Below are 14,477 nucleotides of genomic sequence, written 5' to 3' on the forward strand. Positions count from 1 at the left end.
TCCCAGAGGGAGGGGGACTATCAGGCCGGCCGTCTCGCCCGCAGCGCCTGGGCGATCGTGCCGTCGTCGAGCCAGTCGAGGTCGCCGCCGACGGGAACGCCCCGCGCCAGCATGGTCACCGGCACATTGGTGTTGGCGAGGCGATCGGCGAGGTAGTGGGCGGTGGTCTGGCCGTCGACCGTGGCCGGCAGGGCCAGGATCACCTCGGCCACCTCGCCGCTGGAGGCCCGCGCCAGCAGTTCGCCGACCCGCAGGGTCTCGGGACCCACGCCATCCAGCGCCGACAGCAGGCCGCCCAGCACGTGGTAGCGACCCTTGAACGAGCCGCCGCGCTCCATGGCCCACACCGAGCCGACCTCCTCGACCACGCACAGCAGGCGCACGTCGCGCGAGCCGTCGCTGCACACGGCGCAGGGGTCGGTGGTGTCCAGCGAGCCGCAGGTGGAGCAGGTCTTCACCTTGGCCTGGGCGTCGGCCATGGCCGCGGCCAGAGGCGCCAGCAGCGCGTCCCGCTTCTTCAGCAGGGCCAGCGCCGCCCGCCGGCCCGAGCGCGGCCCAAGGCCCGGCAGCTTCGACAGCAGGGCGATCAGGCGCTCGATCTCGGGTCCGGCGGAGGCGGCCATCAGCGGTTTCTCATCCAGTAGGGGACCCCGTCGAACTCGGCGAGCGTACCCGTCGATACATGGTCGCCGTCCTCGAACGGCCGCCATGCGCGGTCCTTGCGGTCGGTCCAGCGGACCTTTCGGACGTTCGAGGCGAAGCGCAACTCGCTGACGCCGTGCTCAGCGTACGACCGTTGCGCCTCGACCAGCGATGGCGGGTTGGCGCCACCGCCGGAGGTCGGATCGGCGAACTGAAACGGATCGTCTTCCCAGAAGCAGATCCGGCAGATCTCGTAGTCTCCCCGTCCGGCCAGGCCCACGTAGCCGCAGCAGGCGCAGGCAATGGTCCGCCGGGCCCAGATCAGAACTTCATCCCGGGCATGCCGCCCATCAGGCCGGCCATCGGGCCGGCGGCTTCCTGCATCATCTGGGCCTGCTTGGCTTCCAGCTTCTTCTTGGCGTCGGCGTGGGCGGCGACGATCAGGTCGGAGATCACCTCGCCCTCGCCCGGCTCGATCAGGCTGTCGTCCAGCACGACCTTCTTCAGGTCGCCGCCGCCCGACAGGGTGACGGTGACCATGCCGCCGCCGGCGGTGCCTTCGATCAGGACCTCGGCGAGGCGGGATTGGGCGTCGGCCAGCTTCTGCTGCATGGCCTGGGCCTGCTTCATCAGGCCGCTGAGGTCTTTCATGGTCTGCTCCTCGAAAGGTTCTTTCCCTCCCCCTTGATGGGGGAGGGGCAGGGGTGGGGGTGGAAGCGCCGGCGGGTTCGGGCGCGGCCGGGCCGCATCCTGAAAAGCCGTGTCACCCCCATCCCCGGCCCTTCCCCCATCAAGGGGGAAGGGGGAAATCAATCCTCGGCCTCGTCCGGCTCGATCGGCGCGGGTTCGGGGGCCAGGACCTTGCGGATCTCGACGATCTCGGTGCCCGGGAAGGCCGACAGCACCGAGGCCACGAACGGGTCGGACTTGATGGCGGCCAGGGCTTCGCGCTCCTCGCGCTTCTGGCGTTCCATCAGGCTTTCGGCCCCGCCGCCGCCCTCGGCGGCGATCAGCCAGGGCTGGCCGGTCCATTCCTTCAGCGCGCGGACCAGGCGGCCGGCCAGGTTCCCCGGCGCGCCGGGGGCGGCCTCGAAGGTGATGGCGCCGGGGCGGAAGCTGATCGGGCGGACATATTGCTCGACGTCTAGCCTCAGCCCGATGTCGCGCTTTTCGGCGATCAGCTTCAGCACGTCGTCGAACGAGGCCAGCACGGGGGCGGCCGGGGCGGCGCCGACGGCGGCCATGGCGCGCGGCGCGGCCGAGACCGCTCCGCCCGGCGCCGCGCCGCCTCCGACTGCGACGCCGCCGCCCGGACCACCCGGATTGCCGCCGTCGCGCAGGACCTTCAGCGCATCCTCCGGACCCGGCAGGTCGGCGGCGTAGCACAGGCGGATGATCGCCATCTCGGCGGCGGCCATGGCGTCGGGCGCGCGGCGCACCTCGTCATGGGCCTTGAGCAGCATCTGCCACAGGCGCGCCATGGTCCCGGCGCTGGTCTGGGCGCCGACCGAGGTCAGGCGCGCGGCCTGCTCCTTGGGCATCGACAGGGCCTCCGGGCCCAGCGCCTTGGCCACCGAGGCGGCGTGGCTGTGGTCCAGGAGGTCGAGCATCACCACCACCGGGTCGGCGCCGAAGCCCCACAGCTGGCGGAAGGTGGTCAGGGCCTCGCCCGGCTTGCCGCTCATCACCTGTTCGAAGAGAGCGATGGTCTGGCTGCGGTCGGCCAGGCCCAGCATGTCGCGCACGACGGCGGCGGTGACCGTCTGGCCGCGCTCGGTCTGGACGATGGCCTGGTCGAGCAGCGAAAGGCCGTCACGGGCCGAGCCCTCGGCCGCGCGGGCGATCAGGGCCAGGGCGTCGGGATCGATCCTGGCGCCTTCGCGCTGCGAGATGCGGTCGAAGTGCCTGGCCAGCACGTCCGGCTCGATCCGGCGCAGGTCGAAGCGCTGGGTGCGCGACAGGATCGTCACCGGAACTTTTCGGATCTCGGTGGTGGCGAAGATGAACTTGGCGTGCGGCGGCGGCTCTTCCAGCGTCTTCAGCAGCGCGTTGAACGCGGCCGTCGACAGCATGTGCACTTCGTCGATGATGTAGACCTTGTAGCGCGCCTCGACCGGGGCGTAGCGCACCCCGTCCAGCAGCTCGCGCATCTCGTCGACCTTGGTGCGGCTGGCGGCGTCGAGCTCCAGCACGTCCATGTGCCGGCCCTCGATGATGGCCCGGCAGTGGCGGCCTTCGGTGGAAAGGTCGACCGACGGGCCGTGGACGGTGTCGCTCTCGTAGTTCAGGGCCCGGGCCAGCAGGCGGGCGGTGGTGGTCTTGCCGACCCCGCGAACGCCGGTGAGCATGAAGGCGTGGGCGATGCGGCCGGTCGAGAAGGCGTTGGCCAGGGTGCGGACCATGGCCTCCTGGCCGATCAGGTCCTCGAAGGTGCGCGGGCGGTACTTGCGGGCCAGCACGGTATAGGCCGCGCCGGCCTCTTCCGGTTCGGGCTCGGGCAGGGGCTTGGCCGCGATCGGGGCCGCCATGGGCGCGGGCGCCGGCGCCTCGCCGAAGATGTCGGCCGTGTTCTCGTCTCGCTCGGGCGCTTCCTCGCGATCGAACGCGGGCTCGTCCCAGGGCGGAGCGGAATCGGGCGTGAGGTCGTGGTCGGCCATGGGCGCAGTCTAGAGCGTCGGCGGTCGCGGCAAAAGGCTCGCGCGCGCTTGCTGGCGCGGATGCTGACGGATTTTCGGGGCAAGGTGGAGACCGGCGGGCGACCCGAGGGTGATCTCGTTGTGGCTGCTGCCTTCCGGCCCTGACCAGGTTGGCGAGGCCATCGTCCGTCGCCGATCTCCGAGGGGGTATATCGCGACTCATCGCGCGATATGCAAGCGCCAAGCGCTCCGCGTCATGACGACTCTTCGCCGCGACCCGTCGCTGGGCGGGCGCCGAGCGTCAAAACCCCTTACACTTTCGGCGGTCAGCCTCTACAGAATCAGCCATGCCGCTTTCCGAGATCGTCAACATCTTCGCGGGCAACCCGCTGGACCGCGCCGGCGAGCGCCGAGGCGACGCCAGCTGGATCGCCGAGAAGCTGGAGGACCCCCAGTCCCTGGCCGTGGCCGTGTGGAACGGCAAGGTCCTGATCGAGGACTCGCCTTCAGCCGATGAAGAGCCGACCGGCGTCCAGATCGCCTACCTGCGCGCCGACATGGCCAGGGAACTGGCCGGCACCGACGAGCGCCTGCTGTTCATGGGCCTGTGGAAGGACATCGCCGTCTTCGCCGTCGACCTGGAGGGCGCGGCCGATCCGTCCGAGGGCGCGCTCCAGGGGCTTGGCCGGTTCGAGGACCTGCGCGGCGCGGCCGCGACCCTGCCCGCGCCCGACGCCGGCATCCTGGCCACCGCCAAGTCGATGTTCGAATGGCGGCGCAAGCACCCGTTCTGCGCCAACTGCGGCAACAAGAGCGACATCGCCGACGGCGGCTGGAAGCGCATCTGCCCGTCCTGCCACGCCGAGCACTTCCCGCGCACCGACCCGGTGGCGATCATGCTGGCCGTGCACGGCGGCAAGTGCCTGCTGGGCCGCCAGGCGGCCTGGCCCGCCGGCATGTTCTCGGCCCTGGCCGGCTTCGTCGAGCCTGGCGAGACCATCGAGGAGGCCTGCGCCCGCGAGCTGAAGGAAGAGGCCGGCCTGGTCGCCACCAAGGTCCGCTACCACTCCAGCCAGCCCTGGCCGTTCCCCGCTTCGCTGATGATGGGCATGATCGCCGAGGTCGACAGCGACCAGGCCGCCCCCGACCAGACCGAACTGGAAGCCGTCCGCTGGTTCGACAAGGACGAGGCGAAAGCCCTGATCCGCGGCGAGATCGACGACGCCTTCGCGCCCCCGACCCTGGCCATCGCGCACCAGCTGATCAAGACCTGGTGCGAGAGCGAGGGGTGAGCAGGCCTCCCGAGCCCTCTCTCTCTCGAAGAGAGAGGGCTCAGGTTTGCGTCCCTCACCCCGCCAGCCTCACCCACTCCCGCGCCACCAGCGCCACCAGCACCAGCGTCGACAGGCCAAACGCCAGGAACCGCGCCATCACGATGTTGACGCTCGCCTGCACCAGGCTGTGCACGATCCGCAGGGCGACATAGGTCCAGGCCAGCGCCACGGCCGTCCCGTCGCCGTGGCCGGCGACGAAGATCGTCAGGGCCGCCGCGTAGAAGATCGTCGGCTGCTCCATCAGGTGGTTGTAGTTGTGGGCCGCCTGGCGGGCGGCGTCGGGCAGCACGTCCAGCGCGCCGGGAAAGCGGGCGTCCTGCGGCTTGATCCCGGCCTTGGTCATCGCCGGCAGCCGCTGGGCGTACATCCACGCCCACATCACCAGCGACCAGCTCACCAGCGCCAGCACCGGCGCGATCATCGTGTTCATCGGTCTTGCCTCCCCAGGCGATTGTCATGAAGCCAGGCTATTGGGCGAGCGCGGATATTTGAAGCCTGCCCCTGGGGACGGCGTCGTGGCGCGGCGGCGGCCGCAAGGCTAGGCTTGCAGCCCCTGATGGAGAGACCGATGTTGATCGCCTTCGCTTTCGTCGCGGCCCTGGGCGGGCAGGACGAGCCGCCGGACTTCGCCGGTTCGATCGCCTGCGTCGGCGTCGCCCAGCAGGCGGTCAAGGACATGCGGACGCTCAAGCGCGCGGCCAGGAAGGACCCCGCGGAACTGGCCCAGCTCGAAAGCATCGACGCGGTCTGGAAGCGGGTGGGTGTCGACGCCGCCCGCTCGGCCGAGGCGACGGCGGCGAGCGAAGGCAAGACGCCGGCCGAGCAGCACGTTCTTGGGGTCCAGACCCGAAGGGCCTTCGACACCGCGCCGCCCGAACTCAGGAACGCGATGGCCGAGAGCTGCATCTACAAGTTCGCCCGCGACGAGTGGGACAAGCGCAACAGGTAGGGCCTGGTCAGCGCTTCTTCAGCGTCTCTTCCATGCCGCGGCGGGCCAGTTCGTCGGCGCGTTCGTTGTGCTCGTGGCCGGCGTGACCCTTGACCCAGCGCCAGTCGACCTCGTGGCGCAGGCGCGCCGCATCCAGGCGCTGCCACAGGTCGACGTTCTTCACCGGGCTCTTGTCGGCGGTCTTCCAGCCCTTGGCCTTCCAGCCATGGATCCACTGGGTGACGCCCTTCATCACGTACTGGCTGTCGGTGTGCAGCTCGGCCTTGGTCGGGCGGTTCAGCGCCTCCAGGGCCATGATCGCGCCCATCAGCTCCATGCGGTTGTTGGTCGTCGCCAGCTCGCCGCCGCAGATCTCCTTGCGCTTTTCGCCGTACATCAGCACCGCGCCCCAGCCGCCGGGGCCGGGATTACCGCGGCAGGCGCCGTCGGTGTAGATGATCAGCTTCGGGGTCACGACCCAATCCTCACTTAAACGCGCCCGAACAGCGACAGGCCCTCGCGGTGGACGGCCAGCTTGCGCTCGTATTCCAACGGGTCCTTCGGACGCACCAGGGCGCCGGCCGGCGTGGCGTTCCAGTCGGCCAGGCGGGTCAGGAAGAAGCGCATGGCCGCGCCGCGCGCCAGCATCGGCAGGGCGTCGCGCTCGGCCGGGCTCAGGGGGCGGCGGCGCTCGTAGCCCGCGACCAGGGCCTGGGCTGCGGTGACGTTGAAGCTGCCGTCGGCCTCGAAGCACCACGCGTTCAGGGTCACGGCCACGTCGTAGGCGTAGGCGTCGTCGCAGGCGAAGTAGAAGTCGATGGTCGCCGCGAACTTGCCGTCGGTCCTGAAGAAGACGTTGTCGGGGAAGTAGTCGGCGTGGATCGTGCCCGTGGGCAGATTGCGCGGCCAGGCCAGGGCCATCTCGGCCAGGTCCTTGTCGATCGTCGCGGCCAGGCCCGGCTTCAGGTCCTCGGCGGCCTGGCGGTGCCTGGAGAACAGCGGGGCCCAGTGCGGCTGGCCAAGATCATTGGCGCGGCGGCCGGCATAGCCTTCGCCGGCCAGGTGCAGCCAGGCCAGGCCTTCGCCGGCCTCGCGGCAGTGGGCGGGGCTGGGCTTGCGCACCGACAGGCCCGGCATGAACCCGACGATGGCGGCCGGCTTGCCGCGCAGGGTCTTGAGGGTCTTGCCCGCCTTGTCGGGAACCGGCCGCGCGGACGGGTAGCCGCGATCGGCCAGCCAGCCCAGGAGGTCGAGGAAATAGGGCAGGTCCTCAGGGCGAGCGCGGCGCTCGTAGACCGTCAGGATGTAGCGGCCCGTCTCCGTCTCCAGCAGGAAGTTGGAGTTCTCCACGCCCTCGGCGATGCCCTTGAACGCCAGCGGGGCGCCCAGGTCGTACTCGGCCAGGAAGGCTTCGAGCTCTTGGTCGGTGATGTCGGTGTAGACGGCCATGGTCGCGGGATGCGGCGCCGCGCGCTGGCGGTCAAGCGGGGCGGCCCTAGAAACCCTCTCTCATCGAGAGAGGGAGGGGCCCGCGCCGAAGGCGTGGGAGGGTGAGAGGTTACAGTCTCGCACAACCAGGCGCAGAGGTTCGGCCTGCCCCATGCGGCGGAGCACGCAGGGAAAATTGGGCCAAGGGTGAAACCTCTCACCCTCCCACCGCTTCGCGGCGGGCCCCTCCCTCTCTCTCAGAGAGAGGGGATTTCTAAGCCGTCGTCAGCAGCCGGGGCAGCTTGAACGTCACCGTTTCACGCGCCTCGACCAGTTCTTCGATCTCGATGTCGAAGTGGCCGCTGATGGCGTCGATGACGCCCTGCACCAGGTCTTCAGGGGCGGAGGCGCCGGCCGTCAGGCCGATGGTCGAAACGCCGTCGAACCAGCTCCAGTCCAGGCCCGAGGCGTCGTCGATCAGGTAGGCGGCCTTGGCCCCGGCCTTCAGGCCCACTTCCTTCAGGCGCACCGAGTTGGACGAATTGCGCGAGCCGACCACCAGAATGAGGTCGGAGGCCTCGGCCAGCATCTTCACCGCGTCCTGGCGGTTGGTGGTGGCGTAGCAGATGTCTTCCTTGTGCGGCGCGGCGATGCCCGGGAAGCGCTCCTTGAGCATGGCCACGATGTCGGCGGTGTCGTCGACCGACAGGGTGGTCTGGGTCAGGAAGGCCACGTTCGAGGCGTCCTTGGGCTGCCAGGTCCGCGCGTCGTCGATGTCCTCGATCAGGGCCACCGTGCCCTCGGGCAGCTGGCCCATGGTGCCGACGACCTCGGGGTGGCCGGCGTGGCCGATCAGCACGATCTCGCGGCCGTTGTCGAAGTGCTTCTGGGCCTCGACGTGCACCTTGGAGACCAGCGGGCAGGTGGCGTCGAGATAGATCATCTGCCGCGACTTGGCCTCGGCCGGCACCGATTTCGGCACGCCGTGGGCCGAGAACACCACCGGGCGGTCGTCGGGGGCTTCGTTCAGCTCCTCGATGAAGATCGCGCCCAGGGCTTTGAGCCGATCGACCACGTGGCGGTTGTGGACGATCTCGTGGCGCACATAGACCGGCGCGCCGAACTTCTCGATGGCCCGCTCGACGATCTGGATGGCCCGGTCGACCCCGGCGCAGAAGCCGCGCGGGCTGGCCAGGAACAGGCGGAGCTTCGGGCGGACCGGGGGATGGATCGGGGCGGGCGTGGTCATGGCGCGGAACCTAAGCGTTCGCGCGTCCATGCGCCAGACGTGCCGCGCATGGCGTTTTGACGACCAAGCTGCAACGTGCGCCCGTTGCGAGGTCACGCATATGCCTTTATCAGGCTGCATGACGCCGGGTGGGGCCTTTCCCTTTCTGGCAATCCTTCTCGAACCGGACGTTTCATGCGCCGCACGCTTTCCGTCGCCTTCAGCGCCCTGATGGCCCTGTCGATCGCCGTCACCGCCACCAGCGCCTACGCCCAGGGCGGCGGTCGCGGCGGCCAGGGCGGCGGCCAGGAGGACGACGGCTCCAAGAAGAAGAAGCGCGACGAGGAGTGGAACCAGCCCAAGGCCCCGCTGGCCCAGCTGCGCAACGCCGGTCCGTGCCCCTTCGTGAAGGTGCTGTACGACGCCAGCCGCTATGTCGAGTTCAAGGGCGGCAAGGAAAGCGCCGCCTCCACCGGCTACACCGGCGAGATCCAGGGCGTGTCCTCGGGCTGCGCCTACAAGAGCGACGAGCCGATCAAGATGCAGGTCGAGGTGCTGTTCGCCCTGGGCCGCGGCCCCGAAGCGACCGAGACCCGCAAGACCTACCGCTACTGGGTGGCCGTGACCGAGCGCAACAAGTCGGTGCTGGCCAAGGAATATTTCGACCTGCCGATCACCTTCCCGGCCAGCGGCGACCGCGTCTACGCCACCGAGAAGCTGCAGACCATCACCATCCCGCGCGCCGAAGCCACGACGAGCGGCAGCAATTTCGAAGTCCTGATCGGCTTCGACGTCACCCCGGAAATGGCCGCCTTCAACCGCGACGGCAAGCGCTTCCGCGTCAACGCCGGCCAGGCCGCCCAAGCCCAGCAAGCAGGGACTCCTCCTAAGCAATGAACGATTTGAAGCGGTCCTTGAGCGAGGCGGCCGCGGCCGCTTTCCAGGCCGCCGGACTGTCTCCCGACTTCGGGCGCGTCACGGCGTCCGACCGGCCCGACCTGGCCGACTTCCAGTGCAACGGCGCCCTCGCCGCGGCCAAGAGCGCCAAGCGTAACCCCCGCGAAATCGCCGTCCAGGTGGTCGAGCAGCTGAAGGCCGACCCGCGCCTGGCCTCGGTCGAGATCGCCGGCGTCGGCTTCATCAACATGCGCGTCAGCCCCGCGGCCCTAGCCGCCCGCGCCGACGAGATCGCCGCCGACGAGCGCGCCGGCGCCAGCCTGCTGGCCGATCCGCGCCGCGTGCTGGTCGACTATGCCGGCCCCAACGTCGCCAAGCCGATGCACGTGGGCCACCTGCGCGCCTCGATCATCGGCGAGTCGATCAAGCGCCTGTACCGCTTCCGCGGCGACCAGGTGGTGGGCGACGCCCACTTCGGCGACTGGGGCTTCCAGATGGGCCTGCTCATCACCGCGGTGATGGACGAGGACGCCTTCATCTCCGCCCTGATGGACAAGCTGCCCGACGCCCCGCGCGACTTCTCCGACGCCGACGCCGCCAAGGTGCGCGCCGAGTTCGCCGGCCGGGTGACCCTGGCCGACCTCGACCGCCTGTACCCGGCCGCCGCCGCGCGCGCCAAGGAAGACGCCGAGTATCGCGACCGCGCCCGCAAGGCGACGGCCGACCTGCAGAACGGCCGCTTCGGCTACCGTCTGCTGTGGAAGCACTTCGTCGACGTCAGCCGCGTGGCCCTGGAACGCGAGTTCCACGCCCTGGGCGTCGACTTCGACCTGTGGAAGGGCGAAAGCGACGCCGACCCGCTGATCGCGCCGATGGTGCGCCAGCTGGAGGACAAGGGCCTGCTGGTCGAGGACCAGGGCGCCCGCATCGTCCGCGTGGCCCGTCCTGGCGAGACCAAGAAGAAGAAGCTGCCCGACGGCTCGGTGATCGAGGTCGAAAGCCCCGATCCGCTGCTGGTGGTCTCGTCGGAAGGCTCGGCCATGTACGGCACGACCGATCTGGCCACGATCCTGGATCGCCGCCAGTCGTTCGACCCGCACCTGATCCTCTACTGCGTCGACCAGCGCCAGGCCGACCACTTCGAGCAGGTGTTCCGCGCCGCCTACCTGGCCGGCTACGCCCAGCCGGGCGGCCTGGAGCACATCGGCTTCGGCACCATGAACGGCGCCGACGGCAAGCCGTTCAAGACCCGCGCCGGCGGCGTCCTGAAGCTGCACGACCTGATCGAGATGGCCCGCGAAAAGGCCCGCGAGCGCCTGCGCGAAGCCGGCCTGGGCGCCGAACTGTCGCCGGAAGCCTTCGAGGAGACCGCGCACAAGGTCGGCGTCGCCGCCCTGAAGTTCGCCGACCTGCAGAACTTCCGCGGCACCTCCTACGTCTTCGACCTCGACCGCTTCACCAGCTTCGAGGGCAAGACCGGTCCGTACCTGCTGTACCAGACCGTCCGCATCAAGAGCATCCTGCGCAAGGCCGCCGACCAGGGCGCCCAAGGCGGGGCCGTGATCGTGGCCGAACCGGCCGAACGCGACCTGACCCTGCTGCTGGACGCCTTCGAGGGCGCCCTGTCGGAGGCCTACGACAAGAAGGCCCCCAACTTCGTGGCCGAGCACGCCTACAAGCTGGCCCAGGGCTTCTCGAAGTTCTACGCCGCCTGCCCGATCCTGGGCGCCGACGAGCCGGCCGTGCGCGCCTCGCGCCTGACCCTGGCCCAGACGGCCCTCAAGCAGCTTGAGCTGGCGCTCGACCTGCTGGGCGTCGAGACGCCGGAACGGATGTAAGTCCCTAAGGGAGGGGCGGGCCTTGTCGGCCCGCTCTTCTTCTCCCTTCCCCCTTTGATGGGGGAAGGGCCGGGGATGGGGGTGACAGCGGTTCAAGACCTGGCGCGAGCCTGACCGCCGCACTCACCCCCACCCCTGCCCCTCCCCCATCGAGGGGGAGGGATTAGGTTAAATTGAACCCCGCCACATTCTCCGTCGTCACCGGCCCGGCCACCTTACCGACGCTCACCTTGCGCAGCCGCACGTCGCGCACCGGCAGGTCCTTCTCGCCCTTGATGCTGCACACCGAGCCGGCCTCCTCGACCCGCACGTCGGAAACCCGCAGGCCCTCGATCGTGGTGAGCCGCCGCTCGTAGGTCGGAACCAGGGTGCGCCACTGGTAGAGCACGTCGGTGTCGATCGCGAGCACGCTGCCGGCGATCTTCGTGGCGCTGACATTGCGCATGTGGATGTTGCGCACGAAGCCGCCGCGCCGCTCGTTGGTCTTGACGAACAGCAGGTTGGCGATCGGCACGGCCCAGCCGTCATCGCCTTTCCCGTCGCCGACGAAGTGACAGTTGTCGACGAAGACGTTCTCGATCCCGGCCGACAGCTCGCTGCCCACGGCCATCAATTGGTGGCCGTTGCGGATCTTGCAGTCGCGCATGACGACGTTGCGGGTGGGAACGCCCAGTCGCCAGGCGTCCTGGTCGCGGCCCGACTTCACCGACACCGCATCGTCGCCCTGGTCGAACACGCAGTCCTCGATCAGCACGTTCTGGCTCATCTCCGGATCGACGCCGTCGTTGTTGTGGCCGTGGGCGCGGATCTTCACCCGCCGGATGACCACGTCGGTGCAGAGGAACGGGTGGATCACCCAGAACGGGCTGTCCTCGATGCTGACGTCCTCGACCAGCACGTGGCGGCAGCGGTTGAACTGGATGAACTGCGGGCGAAGATTGGCCTCGCCGGCCGTCATCCGGCGCTCGCTGACCGGCTCGCCCTTGGCGGCCTGGTGATAGAGCGCCACCAGGGCGTCCATGTGCGGCTTGGGCCGCTTGTACCACTCGCGCCAGACGTCCAGCTTGGCCTTCAGCCGGCCAGGGCCGGTGATCGCCACGTTCTCGCAGTCGAAGGCGTAGACCAGCGGCGAGTAGTTCCAGCACTCCAGCCCCTCCCAGGTCGTCTGGACGGGCGGCAGGTAGTCGGCGGGCTTTTCGGAGAACAGCAGGGTGGCGCCCTTGGCCAGGTGCAGGGCGACGTTGCTCTTGAAGTGGATCTTGCCGGTCGGCCAGGTCCCCTCGGGGACCACCACCACCCCCGCGCCGGCGGCGTTGGCCGCCGTGATCGCCGCGGCGATGGCGGCGCTGGTCTTGGCCTGGTCGCCCTGGTCGGCGCCGAAGTCGGTGATGACAAAGCGCCTGGCGCGGGAGAAGTCGGGCACGCCGATCGAGGGCATGTCGAACGGCGCGGTGGGTCGCACCAGCCTGCGGGGAAAGGGCTTGGCGATGGCCAGGCCGGGAATCAGCGGGGCGAGGATCCCGGCGCCCAGCGCGGTCCGCCGGGTGGTCTGAACGATAGCCATGCCGCGTCTCCCGATGCCGGGCGTTCGCCGCCCTTGTCGGGGTGCATTGCTCGCATGATGGGATGCGAAGTCAATATTCGGGATTTGATTAGGCGGGCGCGCAAGGGGACCTCCCCCTGTGGGGGAGGCGATCGCGCAGCGATCGGTGGGGGGAGTTGTTCGAACTTGGCCAATGCGAGGGAAGCTGAAAACGACCCCCCACCGGCCTTCGGCCGCCTCCCCCAGAGGGGGAGGTTCCTAAACGAGCCGCTCCAGCCCGGCCCGCGCCGCCTTCAGGAACACGCTGGGCAGCGCCGACAGCCCCTCGTGCGGGGTCCAGACGAAGTCGCCGGCGACGTCGGCCTCGGCGACCATCACCCGCAGGGTCAGCGAGAAGTGGGTGAAGACGTGCTCCACCGCGCCCAGGTCGCGCCAGGGGGCCAGGATCGGGGCGGCGCGGGCGGCTTCGTCATCCGACCAGGGGCGGTCGCGCCAGTCCGAGGTCGGCAGGCCCAGCATGCCGCCCAGCAGGCCCTTGTCCGGACGCCGCACCAGGGCCGTCTCGCCCCGGCGGCTGACGATATAGGCCACGCCGTGGCGGCGCGGGCGGTCGGCCTTCTTGGTGCGGCGGGGAAAGGTCTCGGGCGCGCCCCTGGCCCCGGCCGCGCAGAACGGCTCGACCGGGCAGCGGTCGCACAGCGGGGCCTTGGGCTTGCAGATGGTGGCGCCCAGGTCCATCAGCGCCTGTGCCCAGTCGCCGGGGCGATCGTCGGTGACCAGGCCGGCGGCCAGGCGCTTGAGTTCCGGCTTGGCGTCGGGCAGCGGCGTCTCCACCGCGAACAGTCGCGCCATCACCCGCTCGACATTGCCGTCGACGACGTTGGCCGCCTGGTCGAAGGCGATCGCCGCCACGGCGGCGGCGGTGTAGGCGCCCACGCCCGGCAGGGCCAGAAGGCCCTCTTCGGTATTGGGGAACTCGCCGCCGTGCTGGTGGGCCACCGCGCGGGCGCAGGCCAGCAGGTTGCGGGCCCGGGCGTAGTAGCCAAGCCCCGCCCAGGCGGCCATCAGCTCGCCGTCCTGCTCGGCCGCCAGGGCCTCGACGGTGGGCCAGCGCTGGGTGAAGGCCAGGAAATAGGGCGTGGCGTGCGGCACCGTGGTCTGTTGCAGCATCACCTCCGACAGCCACACCCGGTAGGGGTCGCTGCGCAGGCCCATGGCGCCGGCGGCGGGGCCGGTTCGCCACGGCAGCACCCGCGCCTCGCGGTCGTACCAGGAAAGCAGGGCTGAGCGGATCGCGGCGACGTCGGTCATTGTCCGCCTCCTATCGCAAATCCACGCGCGCGAGGGGAGGGGGGCGTGCTAGCATTGTGAGGCAATGTATCGCCGCACGCTGCCCACGGCCGACGAGGCCCTGAAGATCCTGTCGCGCCGCCGCACCCGGCCGCCGATGCGCGTGCCGCCGCCGGCCGGCAAGAGCCTGGCCAAGTTCATCCGCGAGCTCGACAAGAAGCACGGCCAGGGTCCCGGCGCGCTGCAGGCCCGCTGGAAGGAGATCGTCGGCGAGAGCCTGGCCCGCCGCACCGAGCCCGTCCGCATCATCAAGAGCCGCACCGGCGAGGGCGGCACGCTGGAACTGCGCGTCGACGGCCCCGTCGCCTCGCTGATCCAGCACCAGGTTCCCCAGATCACCCAGCGCCTGGACCTCTTGCTGGGCAAGGGCGCGGTGACCCGGCTGCGCATCGTCCAAGGGCCCGTGCGCGTCGCCGCGGCCGCCTCGGCCCCGCCGCGTCCGCGCCGCCGGCCGCCGCTCGACGCGGCCCAGGAGCGCGACCTGGCCTCCAGCCTGTCCGACCAGCCCGAAGGCCCGCTGAAAGAGGCGCTGCTGAAGCTGGGGCGCGGCGTGCTGCGCAACGAGCGTTGACAACCTTCGCGGGTTGCCGCTGATGCGCGAAAGCCTCATCGGCGCCATTTTCACGCGGCTAAAGAATCGCGCTTAACTTCAC

15 protein-coding genes and 1 other RNA gene are annotated in these 14,477 nt (G+C 70.0%); 5 read left to right on the plus strand and 11 right to left on the minus strand.

Annotated features, from left to right (window positions below; genetic code table 11):
• Positions 1–20: 20 nt before the first annotated feature.
• From recR to ffs, 5 genes are all read right to left on the minus strand, one after another.
• Positions 21–623 carry a recombination mediator RecR gene (gene recR, locus DDF62_RS21620; protein ID WP_116491020.1) on the minus strand — a complete coding sequence of 201 codons (603 nt, stop codon included), beginning with the start codon at positions 621–623 and terminating at the stop codon, positions 21–23.
• Positions 623–967, minus strand: a complete 345-nt coding sequence (locus DDF62_RS21625) for a CPCC family cysteine-rich protein (RefSeq protein WP_341871582.1) — start codon at positions 965–967, stop codon at positions 623–625. Before DDF62_RS21625 ends, recR begins: the two co-directional genes overlap by 1 nt.
• Positions 964–1,293: a YbaB/EbfC family nucleoid-associated protein gene (locus DDF62_RS21630; RefSeq protein WP_116491022.1), complete on the minus strand. Its 330-nt coding sequence runs from the start codon at positions 1,291–1,293 to the stop codon at positions 964–966. Before DDF62_RS21630 ends, DDF62_RS21625 begins: the two co-directional genes overlap by 4 nt.
• 158 nt (positions 1,294–1,451) lie before the next feature.
• A complete protein-coding gene (locus tag DDF62_RS21635) occupies positions 1,452–3,299 on the minus strand; it encodes a DNA polymerase III subunit gamma/tau (RefSeq protein WP_116491023.1) in 1,848 nt (615 codons plus the stop codon).
• An 82-nt stretch (positions 3,300–3,381) separates the two neighbouring features.
• Positions 3,382–3,480, minus strand: an RNA gene (gene ffs / locus DDF62_RS21640) — signal recognition particle sRNA small type.
• Positions 3,481–3,625: 145 nt separating this feature from the next.
• Here ffs and nudC point away from each other — a divergent pair.
• On the plus strand, positions 3,626–4,570 hold the full coding sequence (gene nudC, locus DDF62_RS21645; RefSeq protein WP_116491024.1) for an NAD(+) diphosphatase: 945 nt from the start codon (positions 3,626–3,628) through the stop codon (positions 4,568–4,570).
• A gap of 55 nt (positions 4,571–4,625) precedes the next feature.
• On the opposite strand, the gene DDF62_RS21650 is transcribed toward nudC, so the two are convergent.
• Positions 4,626–5,042 (minus strand): MAPEG family protein, encoded by a 417-nt coding sequence (locus DDF62_RS21650; protein WP_116491025.1) that lies wholly within the window; start codon positions 5,040–5,042, stop codon positions 4,626–4,628.
• 138 nt (positions 5,043–5,180) lie between these two features.
• Here DDF62_RS21650 and DDF62_RS21655 point away from each other — a divergent pair, with 138 nt between their 5' ends.
• Positions 5,181–5,561 (plus strand): hypothetical protein, encoded by a 381-nt coding sequence (locus DDF62_RS21655; protein WP_116491026.1) that lies wholly within the window; start codon positions 5,181–5,183, stop codon positions 5,559–5,561.
• Positions 5,562–5,568: 7 nt separating this feature from the next.
• On the opposite strand, the gene rnhA is transcribed toward DDF62_RS21655, so the two are convergent.
• The 3 genes from rnhA to ispH form a co-directional block, all read right to left on the minus strand.
• On the minus strand, positions 5,569–6,015 hold the full coding sequence (gene rnhA / locus DDF62_RS21660) for a ribonuclease HI (protein ID WP_116491027.1): 447 nt from the start codon (positions 6,013–6,015) through the stop codon (positions 5,569–5,571).
• Between the two features lie 14 nt (positions 6,016–6,029).
• Positions 6,030–6,989, minus strand: a complete 960-nt coding sequence (gene thrB, locus DDF62_RS21665; RefSeq protein ID WP_116491028.1) for a homoserine kinase — start codon at positions 6,987–6,989, stop codon at positions 6,030–6,032.
• A gap of 253 nt (positions 6,990–7,242) precedes the next feature.
• Positions 7,243–8,217, minus strand: coding sequence for a 4-hydroxy-3-methylbut-2-enyl diphosphate reductase (ispH, locus tag DDF62_RS21670; protein ID WP_116491029.1), 975 nt, complete (start codon positions 8,215–8,217; stop codon positions 7,243–7,245).
• A 174-nt stretch (positions 8,218–8,391) separates the two neighbouring features.
• On the opposite strand from ispH, the gene DDF62_RS25895 reads away from it, so the two are divergent.
• Both DDF62_RS25895 and DDF62_RS21680 read left to right on the plus strand, forming a co-directional pair.
• A complete protein-coding gene (locus tag DDF62_RS25895; RefSeq protein WP_116491030.1) occupies positions 8,392–9,093 on the plus strand; it encodes a Tat pathway signal sequence domain protein in 702 nt (233 codons plus the stop codon).
• Positions 9,090–10,931 (plus strand): arginine--tRNA ligase, encoded by a 1,842-nt coding sequence (locus DDF62_RS21680; protein WP_116491031.1) that lies wholly within the window; start codon positions 9,090–9,092, stop codon positions 10,929–10,931. The genes DDF62_RS25895 and DDF62_RS21680 overlap by 4 nt, the downstream gene beginning before the upstream one ends.
• A 163-nt stretch (positions 10,932–11,094) precedes the next feature.
• On the opposite strand, the gene DDF62_RS21685 is transcribed toward DDF62_RS21680, so the two are convergent.
• Complete coding sequence (locus tag DDF62_RS21685; protein WP_116491032.1) at positions 11,095–12,495, minus strand: glycoside hydrolase family 28 protein; 1,401 nt, start codon at positions 12,493–12,495, stop codon at positions 11,095–11,097.
• A gap of 237 nt (positions 12,496–12,732) precedes the next feature.
• On the minus strand, positions 12,733–13,785 hold the full coding sequence (mutY, locus tag DDF62_RS21690) for an A/G-specific adenine glycosylase (RefSeq protein ID WP_116491033.1): 1,053 nt from the start codon (positions 13,783–13,785) through the stop codon (positions 12,733–12,735).
• Between the two features lie 64 nt (positions 13,786–13,849).
• Here mutY and DDF62_RS21695 point away from each other — a divergent pair, with 64 nt between their 5' ends.
• Entirely contained in the window at positions 13,850–14,395 is a 546-nt protein-coding gene (locus DDF62_RS21695; RefSeq protein WP_116491034.1) for a DUF721 domain-containing protein, read from the plus strand.
• The last annotated feature ends 82 nt before the right edge of the window (positions 14,396–14,477 follow it).

The sequence above is a fragment of the Caulobacter radicis genome (assembly GCF_003094615.1).
GTDB lineage: Bacteria > Pseudomonadota > Alphaproteobacteria > Caulobacterales > Caulobacteraceae > Caulobacter > Caulobacter radicis.